This window comes from Actinokineospora lacus, from assembly GCF_053813445.1.
The window spans coordinates 22912-37239 of sequence record NZ_JBQERA010000004.1 but is presented as its reverse complement, the minus strand read 5'-3'; the positions used below and the strand labels follow the sequence as shown (position 1 = coordinate 37239).

At 75.2% G+C, this 14328-nt stretch carries 12 protein-coding genes; 5 read left to right on the top strand and 7 right to left on the bottom strand.

Annotated features, from left to right (window positions below; translation table 11 throughout):
• Position 1: 1 nt before the first annotated feature.
• Positions 2 to 997, top strand: a complete 996-nt coding sequence (locus ACTG9Q_RS11885; protein ID WP_455572766.1) for a glycosyltransferase family 2 protein — start codon at positions 2 to 4, stop codon at positions 995 to 997.
• Positions 994 to 2082: an endonuclease/exonuclease/phosphatase family protein gene (locus ACTG9Q_RS11880; RefSeq protein WP_455572765.1), complete on the top strand. Its 1089-nt coding sequence runs from the start codon at positions 994 to 996 to the stop codon at positions 2080 to 2082. The genes ACTG9Q_RS11885 and ACTG9Q_RS11880 overlap by 4 nt, the downstream gene beginning before the upstream one ends.
• On the opposite strand, the gene ACTG9Q_RS11875 is transcribed toward ACTG9Q_RS11880, so the two are convergent.
• Positions 1988 to 3922 (bottom strand): glycosyltransferase, encoded by a 1935-nt coding sequence (locus ACTG9Q_RS11875; RefSeq protein ID WP_455572764.1) that lies wholly within the window; start codon positions 3920 to 3922, stop codon positions 1988 to 1990. The genes ACTG9Q_RS11880 and ACTG9Q_RS11875 overlap by 95 nt on opposite strands.
• 368 nt (positions 3923 to 4290) lie before the next feature.
• Here ACTG9Q_RS11875 and ACTG9Q_RS11870 point away from each other — a divergent pair, with 368 nt between their 5' ends.
• Positions 4291 to 5859, top strand: coding sequence for a S8 family peptidase (locus ACTG9Q_RS11870; RefSeq protein ID WP_455572763.1), 1569 nt, complete (start codon positions 4291 to 4293; stop codon positions 5857 to 5859).
• A gap of 89 nt (positions 5860 to 5948) precedes the next feature.
• Here the strand turns inward: ACTG9Q_RS11870 and ACTG9Q_RS11865 are convergent, their stop codons facing one another.
• Genes ACTG9Q_RS11865 through ACTG9Q_RS11855 form a run of 3 tightly spaced genes read right to left on the bottom strand, consistent with a single transcriptional unit; the run spans position 5949 to position 8962 of the window.
• Complete coding sequence (locus ACTG9Q_RS11865) at positions 5949 to 7190, bottom strand: FAD-dependent monooxygenase (RefSeq protein ID WP_455573078.1); 1242 nt, start codon at positions 7188 to 7190, stop codon at positions 5949 to 5951.
• A gap of 8 nt (positions 7191 to 7198) precedes the next feature.
• Positions 7199 to 8245 carry a type III polyketide synthase gene (locus ACTG9Q_RS11860; RefSeq protein ID WP_455572762.1) on the bottom strand — a complete coding sequence of 349 codons (1047 nt, stop codon included), beginning with the start codon at positions 8243 to 8245 and terminating at the stop codon, positions 7199 to 7201.
• Between the two features lie 3 nt (positions 8246 to 8248).
• Positions 8249 to 8962, bottom strand: coding sequence for a class I SAM-dependent methyltransferase (locus tag ACTG9Q_RS11855; protein WP_455572761.1), 714 nt, complete (start codon positions 8960 to 8962; stop codon positions 8249 to 8251).
• Between the two features lie 27 nt (positions 8963 to 8989).
• On the opposite strand from ACTG9Q_RS11855, the gene ACTG9Q_RS11850 reads away from it, so the two are divergent.
• Entirely contained in the window at positions 8990 to 9778 is a 789-nt protein-coding gene (locus ACTG9Q_RS11850) for a UbiA family prenyltransferase (RefSeq protein ID WP_455572760.1), read from the top strand.
• Here ACTG9Q_RS11850 and ACTG9Q_RS11845 read toward each other — a convergent pair.
• On the bottom strand, positions 9763 to 11037 hold the full coding sequence (locus ACTG9Q_RS11845; RefSeq protein ID WP_455572759.1) for a cytochrome P450: 1275 nt from the start codon (positions 11035 to 11037) through the stop codon (positions 9763 to 9765). The two genes, ACTG9Q_RS11850 and ACTG9Q_RS11845, sit on opposite strands and share 16 nt — an antisense overlap.
• A 157-nt stretch (positions 11038 to 11194) precedes the next feature.
• On the opposite strand from ACTG9Q_RS11845, the gene ACTG9Q_RS11840 reads away from it, so the two are divergent.
• Positions 11195 to 12355 (top strand): carboxylate-amine ligase, encoded by a 1161-nt coding sequence (locus tag ACTG9Q_RS11840; RefSeq protein WP_455572758.1) that lies wholly within the window; start codon positions 11195 to 11197, stop codon positions 12353 to 12355.
• Positions 12356 to 12457: 102 nt separating this feature from the next.
• Here the strand turns inward: ACTG9Q_RS11840 and ACTG9Q_RS11835 are convergent, their stop codons facing one another.
• Entirely contained in the window at positions 12458 to 13279 is an 822-nt protein-coding gene (locus ACTG9Q_RS11835; protein WP_455572757.1) for an SDR family oxidoreductase, read from the bottom strand.
• 13 nt (positions 13280 to 13292) lie between these two features.
• On the bottom strand, positions 13293 to 14234 hold the full coding sequence (locus ACTG9Q_RS11830; RefSeq protein ID WP_455572756.1) for a Ppx/GppA phosphatase family protein: 942 nt from the start codon (positions 14232 to 14234) through the stop codon (positions 13293 to 13295).
• Positions 14235 to 14328: the final 94 nt, after the last annotated feature.

Sequence of the window (14328 nt, the reverse complement as noted above, 5' to 3'; positions counted from 1 at the left end):
CGTGCTGGTCTCGGTCATCGTGCCCAACTACAACGGGGCGGCCACCCTGCCGCTGTGCCTGGCCTCGGTGGCGGCGCAGACCCACCCCGACATCGAGCTGATCGTCTCCGACGACGCCAGCACCGACGACTCCGCCGCGGTCGCCGCCGCGCACGGCGCCCGGGTCGTGCGCGGGACGGTCAACGGCGGCTGCGCCGTGGCCCGCAACGCCGGGGTGGCCGCGGCGTCCGGGGAGGTCCTGTTCTTCCTCGACTCCGACGTGGCCATCGAGCCCGACGCGGTGGCCAGGGCGGTCGGGCTGCTGGCCGCTGACCCGGCGGTGGGCGGGGTGTGCGGGGTGGAGGACCCCGAGCCGCTGCTGCCCGGCGGGTCGGTCAAGCGGTTCCGGGCGATGCAGTACCACTACTGGTCGATCAGCTCCGAGGGGCCGATCTCGTTCCTCTTCCCCAACATCTGCGCGATCAGGGCCGAGGTGTTCGCCAGGACCGGGCCGTTCAACGCGGCGCTGCGGCACACCGAGGAGGTCGACTACGGCCACCGGATCAACCGCGCGCACGTCCTGCTGCTCACCTCGGCCGTGCGCGGGCGCCACGACCACGACGCGCGGCTGGCAGTGCTGCTGCGCAAGCTGTTCCACCGGGGCCGGATGCGGATTCCGCTGTACCTGGGGGCCCGCCGGTTCGCCAGCGGGTTCGAGACGGCCACCCGCGCCTACGCCGCCGTCGCGGCGCTGCTCGCCGTGCTGACGCTGCCCGTAGTGGCGTTGGGTCTGGTGTGGACAATGCTGCCGCTGGGTTTCCTCGCGCTGTCGATCGGTCTGGACGCGGGCATGTACCGCTTCGCGCTCCGGCACGCCGGGCCCGGGTTCCTGCCCCGGTTCACCGCGCTGCAGTTCCTGGTGAACGTGACCATCGCGGTGTCGGTCGGCGTCGGGGTGCTCCAGTGGCTCACCTCGCGGCGGTTCCGGGGCATCTACGCGGTGGGGGCCCCGGCGTGAGGTGGTGCCTCGGCAGCAGGCTGCTGGTGGCCGGGGCGCTGCTGTGGGCCGGGTTCGTCCTGGCCCACCTCGGGCTGTCCGGGCGCTGGTGGCTGTGGTCGGTGGTGGACGCGGCGCCACCGCTGGTCTTCGTGGTGGCGCCGCTGCTGGTGCTGGCGGTGCTCGGCGCCGTCGTGTGGCGGGGGATACCGGTGCCGCGCGCCGCCCGGTGGTGGGTGGTCGTCCCGACCGTGGCCGCGCTCGCCGCCGGGACCGGGCTGGCGGGGCTCAACCCTGGGTGGGCGTCGGCGGGCGCGGCGCCCCCCGACGCGGTGCGCGTGTTCTCGTGGAACACCGAGTACTGGAGCCAGCACGACGACCCGGCGGCGTTCTACGCCTACCTCAAGCAGCAGCGAGCCGACGTGTACCTGTTGCAGGAGTACGTCCACCACGCCGACGGCGTGGCCGACGTGCTCGCGGCCCACTCGCCCGTCGACGACACCGCCCGGCTGCGGCGCGAGTTCCCCGGCCACAGCGTCCACGCGCGCGGGGAGCTGCTCACGCTGTCGCGGTTCCCCGTCGTCGCCCAGCCCCTGGTCGGCCCGGACCAGCCCGGCCTGGAGCGGCCGCTGGAGTTCCGCGACGCCAAGGTCCTGCGCACCGACCTGCTCGTGCGCGGCGCCGTCACCTCCTTCTACAACACCCACATCCCGGTGCAGTACAACTTCGCGGGCGGCTTCCTCGACCACCTGGCCACCGCCGCCGGACAGCGGCGGGCCCAGCTCGACGGCCTGCTCGCCGACGTCGCCGCCAACCCGCACCCGGTCGTCGTGGCCGGGGACTTCAACACCAGCCCCAGCATGGGCGAGCTCGACGCGCTGCGCGACGTCCTCGTCGACGCGGTCGGCGCGGGCACCGGGGTCTACCCGACGTCCTGGCACCTCGGCCCGTTCGGCTGGCGCCTGGACTGGGCGTTCACCTCGCCGGAGGTCGCCGTGCACCATTACGGGTTCACCGATCCGCGAGGACTGTCCGACCACCGTCCGCAGGAGCTGCTGCTCTCCCCGCCACCAGCGCGGACACCCCCGCCGCGAGCAGTTCGCTGACCAGCACCACGATCCGGCTCAGCACGACCACCGCCGCGGCGGAGGGCCAGGGCAGGATCGTGGCCAGCGGCAGCACCAGCACCACCTCCCGCGCGCCGATCCCGTCGGGGACGACCACCACCAGGCTGCCCACCAGCATCGCCACCGCGAACCCGCCGACGCACACCGGCAGCGCGGGACCGGCCGGGGCGCCGAACAGGACGGCCAGCGCCCACAGGTGCAGCCCGGACACCAGCCACGACACCAGGGAGAACCCGATCGACGACCGCAGCGCGCCCGGGGAGGCGAACCGCTCGGGCGCCTGCCTGCGCAGCACCCGCAACCCGAACGCCACCAGCCGGTTCACCGAGTCCGGCCACCAGAACACCGCGACGACCGCCGCCGCGGGGACGGCCAGGACCCACGGGTCGAGGACCGCGGGGGCGGCCACCAGCCCGACGAGCGCCGCGGTCAGCAGCCCGACCGGGATGTTGAGCAGGTACACCGCCACCATCCGCGCGGGCGCGACCCCGGCGGCGCGGCCGTAGCGCACGTGCGTCAGCACCGACCACACCCGGCCGGGCACCAGTTTCGTGACCATGCCGAGGAAGAAGATCCGCGCGCTGTCCCGCAGCCCCACCCGGGGGCCGCTGTCGACCAGGACGCACCGCCAGCCCAGCATGGCCAGCACCAGCCCGCCCAGGTTCGCCGCCACCGCGGCCAGCAGCAGCGGCGCCGCCGCGGGCCGGGACAGGGTCGATCCCAGCGCCGACCAGTCCAGCCCGGCCAGCGCCCAGACGGCGAAGACGAGCACGACCGCGGTGGCCACCACCGCCAGCGCCCGCCCGACCCAGCGCGGCCGGACCAGCCTGCTCGGCCCGAAGTCCTTGTCCACCAGCATCCGCAGCGCCCCGACCGAGGCGCCCGCCACGATCGCCACGTGCAGCAGGAAGTGCACCGCGGTGAACCTGATGAGGAACCACACCCCGCGCTCCCGCGCCACGAGGGCGGACAGCGCGGGCTCGGCGACGGCGAACACCCCCAGCATGGCCCCGGCGACGATGAGCGCCGGTGTCCACAGCAGACCGGCCACCAGCGCGGCCATGGCCAGCCCGGCGGCGGCCACCCCGGAGAACCGGTTGGCCCGCACCCCGCCGCGCCCCCCGCCGCGCTCCACCAGCGCCACCGGCACCAGCATCCGCGCGCGCTTGAACTGCGTGCGCAGCAGGGGAAGCAGCCTCGACTCGTCGTCGTGGCCGCCCTGCACGGCATCGGTCAGGCGGATGCCGAAACGCGGGTGCAGGCGGTCGGAGTACTCCACGTCCTCGGACTCGCGCAGGTTCTCGTCGAACGGCCCGACCTCGTCGAACACCCGCCGCGGCATGGCGGCCAGGGCGAAGAACGCGGTGCGGACCCGGCCGACCTGGCGCTGGTGCCAGTGGTGGCTGTGCAGGAGCCGGTAGCGGGCGATGAACCCGTCCCCGGTGAGCGGCTCGGTGGTGTACATGCCGTGCACGCAGCCGAGGTCCGGCTCGGCGGCGAGCAGCCGCACGGCGTTGGCGATCGCGTCGGGCTCCAGGGCGACGTCGGAGTCGAGGAAGAACAGGACCTCCCCGGCACTGGCCGCCACACCCCGGTTGCGCGCGCCGGAGGGACCGGTGTTGACCTCGGATTCCACCACCACGGCGCCGAAGCGCGCGGCGATCTCCCTGGTGTCGTCGGTGCTCCTGTCGTCGGCGACGACGATCTCCAGCGGTTGGCGCGTCTGCGCGCGCACGGCGCGCAGGCACGCGGGCAGGGTCTCGGCGCTGTTGTAGCAGGGGATGACCACCGACACCGTCGGCAGGGCGCAATCAGCCATGGTCCGACGCTAGGCGCGCGACCCGGCGCCCGTCTTCGGCTGCTGGGCTGGACTGCGCCCGGCCGCTCTCCGTCACATGGCTGTTGCCCGCATGGCTGTCCCACACGAGAGGAGACAGCCCGGACACCCGGATGACACGCCGCGGCGGCGAAATCCACCCGGCGGGCATTTCCCGCTTACCGGTCTTGTGGGGAACCCGCTGCTCAGCGGCGTGTGGACATTCCCGACCGGACGATCGTCGGTTGGCCGCCGCCCCGAAGGCACCTACCGTTCCGCTCCGTCCGCCACCCCTGCGACTGGCGGAGCAGACCCGCGTCGGACCGACCCTGCATCCGGTCCGAGCGGGCGACGTGAGGGAGATCGTTGCGATGAAATGTGTTCGGAAGAGGGGCCGCGCCGTGGCCCTGGCCGGTGTGGGCACCGCCACCGCGGTGGCCTGCGCCGTCATGGCGGCCCTGCCCGCCGCGGCCGAGGGCCGGGTGCTCACCGCGGCCGACGCCATCGACGGCAGCTACATCGTCGTCCTCAAGGACGGCCCGTCAGCGCAGTCCTCCGGCGAGGCGGCCCGCGAGCTGACCGGCAGGCACGGCGGCCGGGTGGGCGCGCTGTACTCCAGCGCCCTCAACGGCTTCAGCGCCGCCATGACCGACAAGCAGGCCCGCGGGCTCGCCGCCGACCCCCGGGTCGCCTACGTCGAGCAGGACCACCGCGTGGAACTGGCCGACGTCCAGTCCAACCCGACCTGGGGCCTGGACCGCGTCGACCAGCGCGACCTGCCGCTGGACAGCCGCTACGAGTACGCCACCACCGCCTCCGGGGTCAACGTCTACGTCATCGACACCGGCATCACCATCACCCACCAGGACTTCGGCGGCCGCGCGGTCCACGGCCGCGACGTGGTCGACAACGACAACGACACCAGCGACTGCCAGGGCCACGGCACCCACGTGGCGGGTACCGCGGGCGGCACGGCCTACGGCGTCGCCAAGGGCGCCACGCTGGTCGGCGTCCGGGTGTTCGGCTGCTCGTCATCGGGCACCGCGGCGGACATCCTGGAGGGCATCGACTGGGTGACCCGCAACGCGGTCAAGCCCGCGGTGGCGAACCTGAGCCTGCGCACCGGCAAGTCCACCGCCACCAACGACGCCGTCCAGCGGATGATGGACTCCGGCGTGGTCACCGCCGTCGCCGCGGGCAACTACGGCCAGGACGCGTGCGGGGACTCCCCGTCGAGCACCCCGGACGCCATCACCGTCGGCGCGACCGACCGCAACGACGGCCGGGTCGACAACAGCGTCTGGACCTCCAACTACGGGTCCTGTGTGGACATCTGGGCGCCGGGCGACACCATCGTCTCCGCCGCCCACAACAGCACCACGGGCACCGCGACCAAGAGCGGCACCTCGATGGCCACCCCGCACGTCGCGGGGGCTGCCGCGCTGTACCTGGCCGCCAACCCGGGCGCCACCCAGCTCGCCGTCCGCGACGCGCTGGTGGCCAACTCCACGAAGGACACCCTGACCAACCTGGGCACGGGCTCGCCCAACCGGATGCTGCACACCGGCTCCGGCGGCACCACCCCGCCCCCGACCTGCGCGGCGCGCACCAACGGCGCCGACGTGGCCATCCCCGACGCGGGGGCGGCCGTGACCAGCTCGGTCGCCGTCGCGGGCTGCGCGGGCAAGGCGTCGGCGACCAGCAGGGTCGCCGTGGACATCCGCCACACCTACGTCGGCGACCTCCAGCTCGACCTGGTCGCCCCGGACGGCAGCACCTACCGCCTCAAGAGCACCAGCAACGATTCCAGCGACAACATCACCACCACCTACACGGTGAACGCCTCCACTGAGGACCGCGACGGCACCTGGCGCCTGCGCGTCCAGGACCGCTACCGCGCCGACACCGGCCACATCAACACGTGGACGCTGACCGTCTAGGAAACACCGCCCAGGGCCTGTCCTCAAACCCCGGCCCGGCTATCGCGATCGGGTTCGAGGACAGGCCCTGGTAGCAGGCGCGGACCGCGTCAGGCCCCTGGCGCGGTCCGCGCCACCGCACCGACCGACCTGGTCAGCCGGGCCATCGCCGACGCCGTCCGCGCGGTCCCGGCGACGATGCCGTCCGGGCGGACCAGCGCGTCCCCCGACACCGCGAAGTCCCCGGCGTCGAAGCCCGGCAGCGGCCTCCCACCGCCGCGGCGCACCAGCGGTCCGCGCCGCAGTCTCGGGGCGACCGCGGTCTCCGACACCGGCAGGTGCGAGGCCAGCCGCAGCACCGCCTGCCGCGCCCGCCCGCCGCTCATCGCCCACCCCAGCAGCATCGCCGCCCGGATCGTCATGACCGCGTGCGGCAGCCGCTCGGCCTGGTAGGTGTCCAGGAGCGACTCCGGCGCCCCCCGGTTCAGCACGTACTCCAGCTTCCACGCCAGGTTCGCCGCGTCCCGCAGCCCGGCCCCCAGCCCCTGCCCGGCGAACGGCGGGGTCAGGTGCGCGGCGTCGCCCAGCAGGAACACCCGGTCCCGTCGCCACTGCCGGGCCACCCGCGCCCGGAACGTGTACCGCGCGGCCCGCACCACCGTCACCCCGCGCGCGTCCCACGGCGCCAGGACCTCGTCCAGCGGCAGCCCGTCCTCCCCGGGCCGGAGCCGGAACTCCCACCGGTACCGCTGCCCGGTCACCCGCATGAACGTCGCGGGCCGCTCGGCGCACACCTGGTGCACCCCGTCCCAGTGCGGGAGCCGCCGCGGCGACACCGCGTCCACCACCAGCCACCGCTCCGGCGACCGCAGCTCCCGCACGGCCGAAGGCCCCCGCACCACGCTGTCGGCCCCGTCGCACCCCAGCACCGCGTCGCCCCGCACGAGCGACCCGTCGGCGCACCGCACCACCGGCCCCGGCCCCACCCCGACGACCTCGACCCCGCGCCGCACCACCCCGGCGGGCAGGGCGGCGGCCAGCAGCGCGTCCAGGTCCGGCTGGTCGAACAGCGACGCCTCCGGGTGCCCGAACCGCCCCGCCTCCGCCCGCCGGAACTCGGCGAGCGGGCGGAGCCGGGAGTCGACCAGGCGCAACCCGGGCATGGCGCGGCTGACCGCGGCGAACTCCCGCGCCACCCCCGCGGCCCGCAGGATCTCCACCGCCTCCCCGTCCAGGTGCACGGCCCGGGGCAGCGGGTAGGGCTCCGGGTGGCGCTCCAGCACGGTGACCGCCACCCCGCGCCGGATCAGCAGCAGCGCGGCCGTCAGCCCCACCGGCCCCGCGCCGACGATGACGACGCTCAGGACTGCGCCACCATCAGCGCGGCCGAGAGGGTCAGCCCCGGGCCGAACGCCATCGCCACCACCGCCTCACCCGGGGCGGGCGGCGTCCGCAGGATGTCGCGCATGATCAGCGGCACCGTCGCCGACGAGCAGTTGCCGTACTCGGCCAGCACGTGCCGGGACTCGGCCAGCGCGCCGTCGGGCAGGCCCAGCCCCCGCTCGACGGTGTCGAGGATGCGGGGCCCGCCGGGGTGCACCGCCCACCGGCTGATGTCGGCGGGCGTCAGGCCGTGCGGGTCCAGCAGGTCCTTGGCCAGCAGCTCGACCTCCAGCCCCAGCACCTCCGGCACCCGGGGCGAGAGCCCCATCCGGAACCCCTGGTCGGTCACCTCCCACGTCATGTGGTCGCTGGTGTCCGGGTGGGTCCGCCACGCGGTGTCCACCACCCGCAGCCCCGGCCCGGCGCCGGGCATCAGCACCAGCGCGGCGGCGGCGTCGCCGAACAGCGCGTGGCAGACCACCTGGCCCGCGTCCGCGGTCCGCGGCTGGGCGTGCAGCGAGGTCAGCTCCAGGCACAGCAGCACCGCGGGCTTGCCGTTGGCGTTGACGTAGTCGCTGACGCTGTCCAGCCCCGGCAGGGCCGCGTAGCAGCCCATGTGCCCGACCAGCAGCCTGCGCGCCCGCGGGTCCAGCGGCAGCGACCCGGCCAGCGCGATGTCCACCCCCGGGGTGCCGTAGCCGGTGCACGAGGCCACCGCGAGCAACCCGACCTCGGAGGCGTCCAGCCCGGCGTCGGCCAGGGCCGCGGTCACCGCGCGGTGGGCCAGCGGCGGCGCGGCCTCGGCGTAGCGGCGCATCCGGGCCGCGGTGGACCAGTCGGAGACGTCCTCCGTGCGCGGATCGGCCACGGCGTGCCTGCGGCGCACCCCCGAACCGGCGAAGATCCGCTCGGCGGCGCGGCTGCCCGCGAACCGCTCGCGGAAGTGGACCTCCCACATGGTCCGCTGGTCCAGGGGCTGGGGCAGGGCCGCACCCAGCCCGCGCACGACAGCGCGTCGTTCCACCGCTCATCCCTTCTTGCGGCCGACGCCCTGGAACAGCACGCCCGTGTCGCGCACCGGCCGCAGCCGGACATCGGGGCGGGCGCGCAGCAGCCAGGCGGCCAGATCGGTCGCCGCGGGGCGGATGCCCCGCAGCCGCAGCGGGATGCCCACTGCCGCGCATAATCGGACCAGGGCGGCCCGGTCCACCAGCAGGGCCGGGTCGTGCACGCCGCGCGGGGCCAGTCCGGGCACCCGCTCGGCCAGGCCGATCGCCACGAACCGGCACCGCCGGGTCGCCGCGAGCGTGTCGAGCACCAGCAGGCCGCCGGGGGCCAGCACCCGGCCGATCTCGCCGACGGCGGCGGCCAGGTCCGTCACGTGCTCCAGGATCTCCCCGGCCGCGACGACGTCCGCGCAGCCGTCGCGCAGCGGCAACCGCAGCACGTCCCCGCGCACGGCGCCGACCCCGTGCTCGGCGGCCTGGCGCAGCGCGCTCGCCGAGAGGTCCACACCGACGTGCCGGTAGCCCTTGCCCGCCACGTGCGGCGCGAGCAGGCCCGCGCCGCAGCCGAGGTCGACCAGGACCGCACCCGGCCGGGACGCGGGCGGGATCAGCTCGCCGCGCGCGGCCGCCAGCCAGTGGAGCATGGCGAAGACGCCCCTGGGCCGCCACCACTGGTCGGCGAGCCGGTCGTAGAGCCGGATGTCGTTCCTCGGCAACTGCTCGGTCGGTGACACGTCCCCCAGGCTGGCACACTCGGCGAAATGCAGCAGGCCGTCGACCTCGTCCGGGCGTGCCACCCCGCTCCCACCCTGACCGTGACGGTCCTGGCGGGCGCGCTCGCGGCCGCGGCAGGCCACCCCGGCACCGCGGTCATCGGCCTCGCGGTCGCGGTCCTGTGTGGACAGCTCTCGGTCGGCTGGCTCAACGACCTCGTCGACGCCCCGCGCGACGCCGCGGTCGGCCGGGCGGGCAAGCCGGTCGCCGAGGGGCTGGTGCCGCGGCGGACAGTGGGAGTCGGGGTCGGCGTCGCCGGGGTCGCGGCGCTGGCGCTGACCGCGCTGTTCGGGCCGTGGGCCCTGCTCGCCCACGCGGTCGCGCTCGGCTCGGCCTGGGCGTACGACCTGGGCGTCAAGGCCACCGCGGTCTCGGTTCTGCCCTACGTGGTCTCGTTCGGCCTGCTGCCGGTGATCGTGGCCCGGGAGCCCGCGCCCGCCTGGCTGATCGCCGCCGCGGCGCTGCTGGGCTGCGCGGCGCACTTCGCCAACGCCGTCCCCGACCTCGCCGACGACCTCGCCACCGGGGTGCGCGGGCTGCCTCACCGCCTCGGCGCCCGGGGGTCGCTGGCCGCCGCGGCCGTCCTGCTCCTGGCCACGGGCGTGGTCGTCGCCCTCGGCCCGCCCGGCCCGCCGCGGGTGGTGGCGCTGGTCGCGGTCGCGGTGTCCGGGGCGGTGCTGGCCGCCGGGGTGGCCAGGGGCGGCCGGGCGCCGTTCGCCTCGGTCATGGTGGTCGCTCTCATCGATGTCGCCGTGGCCGCTTACGCGCTGACCTGACGGCGCACCGCGAAGCGCAGCCGGAACGGGTCGAGCCCGGCGGGCATGGGCCCGCCCAACGGCTGAGCCGACACCAGGTCCGCCCGCGCCAGCAGCGCCGAGACCAGCGCGGAGGTGACGAACAGCACCAGGTTGCGGCCGGGACACCCGGCCGGGCCCGCGCTGAAGGGCAGCAGGGCCGGGTTCAGCGCCGCGCGGCCGTCCAGCCACAGCTCGGGGTCGAAGCGCTCGCCGGAGTCGCGGTGGAACAGCGGGGTCACCACGGCCACCGTGGTGCCCGCCGGACCCCACTCGGTGGGCTCGGTGGTGTCGCGCAGGATCACCGGCGTCGTCGGCCACAGCCGCACCGCCTCCAGCACGCAGGCGCGCAGCACCGGGTGGCGCGGGTCGTCCTCCGCGCGGACCGCGGCGAGCTGCTCGGGGTGCCCGGACAGCGCCGCCAGCGTCCGCATCACGGTCATGCCCGCGGAGTCGAAGGCGAAGAGCCAGTGCGGGAACTGGTCGGCGGCCTGCAATCCCTGGGCGGCGGTCAGCCCGGCCAGGCTGCCCGGCTCGGCCCGGTCGATGTGGACGCGCAGCCGCGCGTCGAACAGCGCGCGGCGCTCGGGGCGGCGCGGGTGGAAGTAGGACCAGTTGCCGTTCGAGCGCAGGGTGTGGAGCAGATCGATCAGCTCGGTGTCGTCCCTGGCGCCGATGCCCAGGGTGACGCGGCGGGCCAGCCGCCACCAGCCCCCGGCGAACGTCGGCCAGTCCAGCTCCCCGCCCGCGGCGTCCAGCATCGCCTCGGCCTCGTCGTCGACAGCCGCGCTGAACGGCGCCGCCAGACGGTGCGTGGGCAGCTCGGTGTCCAGGATCTGCTCGGTGAACCAGCGGCGCTCCCGGCGCTCGGGCATCGGCGAGATGAGCACGCCGTGGGGCTGGAAATGACGCAGCGCGCCGACCTTCTCCCGGTTGGCGGGGGAGAACGGCACCGGGGTGTCGGCCACGACGCGGGCGGCGTCCTCGGCGTCCAGCGGCAGGACGACCGTGCGGCCCACCAGCCGCAGCACCAGCGGGCCGGGACCGTAGCGCGCGCGGAGTCTGCGCAGCTCATCCAGCATCGCCTGGTCGGCGCCCGCTTTCGTCAGCAGGCTCAGCACGCGCGGTCTGCGCACGATCATCCCGCCCGCCACCAACGGCGCGCCGACGCGCAGGCCGAGCCGGGCCGCGTCGGCCTTGGACAGTCGCGCGCCTGTCCGAGGCGCGGCGGTGTGCGTCATGGCGGGGATTACCTCTGCCCGTTGGCGGGCAAACCTGGCCGTACCGGTCGGCGGCCGTGCGGCCACGCCCAGAGTCGGGTATCCATTCTGTTGTGCCGCCGACCCCGCGTCGTCGCACCATGATGGGGAGCCGCCTTTGGCGAGGATCGGAGCAGCCATGCCCACCACCAAGCACCGGAACCGCGCCGACGCGGGCGCCACCATCGGCATCGAGGAAGAGTTCCTGCTGGTCGACCCCCACACCGCCGAGCCAGCCGCCTGCGGCCCGGACATCGTGGACCAATGCGAGGCGGACCAGTGCGATGGAGGGCTGTGGCAGCCCCAGCACGAGTTCGCCCGCAGCCAGATCGAGATCGCCACCGGCGTCTGCCACACCGCCGCTGAGGCCGCCGCCCAGCTCGCCCAGGCCCGCGCCCGCCTCGCCGAGCTCGCCGCGGGCCACGGTGCCCTGCTGGTGGCCACCGGCGCCCCGATCGTGGCCACCGAACCCGTCCGGCTGAACCCGGGACCCCGCTACGCGCGCGTCGGCGAGCACTACGGCGCCATGTTCGCCGACTACCAGTGCTGCGGCCTGCACGTCCACGTCGGCGTGCCCGACCGCGACGTGGCCGCGGCGCTGCTCAACCACCTCACGCCCTGGCTGCCCACGCTGCTGGCGCTCTCGGCGAACTCCCCGATGCGCCAGGGCCGCGCCGTCGAGTTCTCCAGCCTGCGCAGCCTCATCCAGGCCGGGATGCCGACCTACGGCCCACCGCCCTGGGTGGACTCCGCAGCCGACCACGACCGCCAGATCGCCCGGCTCGTCGAGTGCGGCACCCTCGTCGACGACCGGATCACCTTCTGGCAGGCCCGGCTGTCCCCCCACCTGCCGACCATCGAGGTCCGCGTCGCCGACTCCGTGCCCACCCCGGCCGACGCCACGCTGATCGCCACCCTCTGCCGGGCGCTGGTCGTCGCCGCGGCCGACGACCTGGCCGCGGGCGTCCCCGCGCCCCGGCCGGACCCGCAGAGCGTGTCCGCCGCGACCTGGGCGGCCGGGCGGTTCGGCCTGGACGGCGCGGCCGTCGACCCGGTCACCGGCCTTCGGACCTCCGCGCGCAAGCGGCTCGCCGCCCTGCTGCACCGCGTCCGCCCGGCGCTGGCCGAGTCCGGCGAGCTGGGCGCGGTCACCACCGGCCTCGAGGACCTGTTCAGCCGCGGCACCGGCTCCGAGCTGCAGCGGGCCGCCGCCCCGGCGGGCCCCGCCGCCGTCGCCGCCATGCTCGCCCTGCACACCGCGGGGCTGACGCCCGTGGAAGCGGGATACACCTCGGCATGAGCAGGCTGCGGGCTGAGCGGGCTGCGGATTGAGCGGGCTGCGGATTGAGCGGGCTGCGGGCTCAGCGTCCGGGTTGGGCGCCGGGGAAACGGAGGCTGGGCGTCAGGGGGTGCGCCAGGAGTCGTCCGGCAGGGCGCCGCTGGCCTGCGGGCCCATCAGCAGCATGCCGCCGTCGACGACGTACGACGCGCCGGTGACGTAGCCCGCGGCGGGGGTGGCCAGGAAGGCGATCACCGCGGCGACCTCGTGGGCGTGGCCCGGCCTGCCCAGCGGGTAGCCCGGCCGGGCCTGCTCGCGCGGGTCGACGTCCGCCTGGCCGGTCATCGGCGTGGAGATCTCGCCGGGGGCCACCGAGTTCACGGTGATGCCGTGCGGGGCCAGCTCCACGGCCAGCACCTTGGTCAGCATGCCCAGGCCCGCCTTGGCCACGCAGTACGGACCGGCGCCCACCCGCGGGGCGTGCTCGTGCACGCTGGTGATGTTGATGATCCGCCCGCCGCGCCCGCCGTCGACCATGTGCCAGGCGGCCCGCTGCGCGCACAGGAAGGCGCCGTTGAGGTCGACGTCCAGGACCGTGCGCCACTCCTCGAAGCCCATGTCCAGCAGCGGGGTGGACGAGCCGGTGCCCGCGGCGTTGACCAGCACGTCCAGCCCGCCGAGCCGCTCGGCCACCTCGTCGACGGCGCCTGCGGCCGTGGGCAGGTCGGTGAGGTCCAGGCGGGTCACCACCGCCCGCGCGCCCGCCTCCTCGACCTCCCTGGCGGTGGTCTCGGCGCCGTCGCGGTCGGTGTGCCAGGTGATGCCCACGTCGACGCCGACGCGGGCGAGCGCCACCGCGGTGGCCCGGCCGATCTCGGAGTCGGAGCCGGTGACCAGGGCGCGCCGGGGCGCGCCACCGCGGTCCTGGGGCAGGGGAGCGGGCATGGTCGGTCTCCTCTCAGCGCAGGCGCAGCGGGGCCAGCGGCAGTGCCTCCGCGGCGCGGCGTCCGTCGAGGTGGTGCAGCAGGATGCCTTCGCGCAGCGTCCAGGGGCATAACTCCACTTCGGACACTTCGAGCGACCGCATGACGGTGCGGGCCACGACCGCGCCCGCCAGGATGTAGGGCGCGCGGGCGGTGGAGATCCCGCGCAGCCGGGCGCGCCGGGACGCGGGCATCTCGGCCAGGCGCGGAATCCACTTGTCCAGATCGGACAGTCGCAGGACCTGGCGCTTGCGCCCGCCCGCCCGCTTGGGCGGCGAGCCCGCCAGGCGGCCCAGCTGCTGCAGGATGCGGGACGCGGCCACGGCGCGCTCGAACTCCGAGCTCTCGGGCAGCTCGTCCAAGGAGTGGCGCACGTGGCGCTTGAGGCGGCGCAGGTCCTTGTCCGTAGGCGGGTCGCCGGGCAGGAACGTGCGGGTCAGCGTGCCCGCCCCCAAGGGCAGCGACAGGGTCAGCTCGGGGACGGCATCGGCGCCCATCACGATCTCGCTGGTGCCGCCGCCGACGTCGAGCAGCAGCATCCGGCCCGCCTCCCCCGTCCACTGCCGCGCGGCGTGGTAGGTCAGCCAGCCCTCCTGCGGACCGGTCAGGAACTGCAGCCGCACGCCCACCGCCTGGTACACCGCGTCGACGACCTCGGCGCAGTTCACCGCGTCGCGCACCGACGCCGTGGCGAAGCAGAACAGCTCCCGCACCCCCGCCTCCCGCGCGACGGTGACGGTGGCCCGCGCCGCCCGCACCACCCGGCGCACACCGCGCGGGCTCAGGGAGCCGTCCGGCCGGATCTCGCGGCCCAGCCTGGTCGGGTACTTGTAGGCCGCCGTCAGCGGCCCGTCGTCCGCCCACTGCAAACAGGCCGACATCGAGCCAATGTCGATGATCCCCACGCGGCCGTTCACCCGGGACGTCCCCTTTCGTAGCGGACTCACATCATCCCGGGTAAATACCCCAATTGGTACAGGCCAAACGACGCAATAGCTTACTACCACCTGA

Excerpts from the sequence above, each read along its gene's own strand:
- ACTG9Q_RS11870 (WP_455572763.1), top strand. The coding sequence starts at position 4,291 with ATGAAATGTGTTCGGAAGAGGGGCCGCGCCGTGGCCCTGGCCGGTGTG.
- ACTG9Q_RS11845 (WP_455572759.1), bottom strand. The coding sequence starts at position 11,037 with ATGACGCACACCGCCGCGCCTCGGACAGGCGCGCGACTGTCCAAGGCC.
- ACTG9Q_RS11835 (WP_455572757.1), bottom strand. The coding sequence starts at position 13,279 with ATGCCCGCTCCCCTGCCCCAGGACCGCGGTGGCGCGCCCCGGCGCGCC.
- ACTG9Q_RS11840 (WP_455572758.1), top strand. The coding sequence starts at position 11,195 with ATGCCCACCACCAAGCACCGGAACCGCGCCGACGCGGGCGCCACCATC.
- ACTG9Q_RS11850 (WP_455572760.1), top strand. The coding sequence starts at position 8,990 with ATGCAGCAGGCCGTCGACCTCGTCCGGGCGTGCCACCCCGCTCCCACC.
- ACTG9Q_RS11875 (WP_455572764.1), bottom strand. The coding sequence starts at position 3,922 with ATGGCTGATTGCGCCCTGCCGACGGTGTCGGTGGTCATCCCCTGCTAC.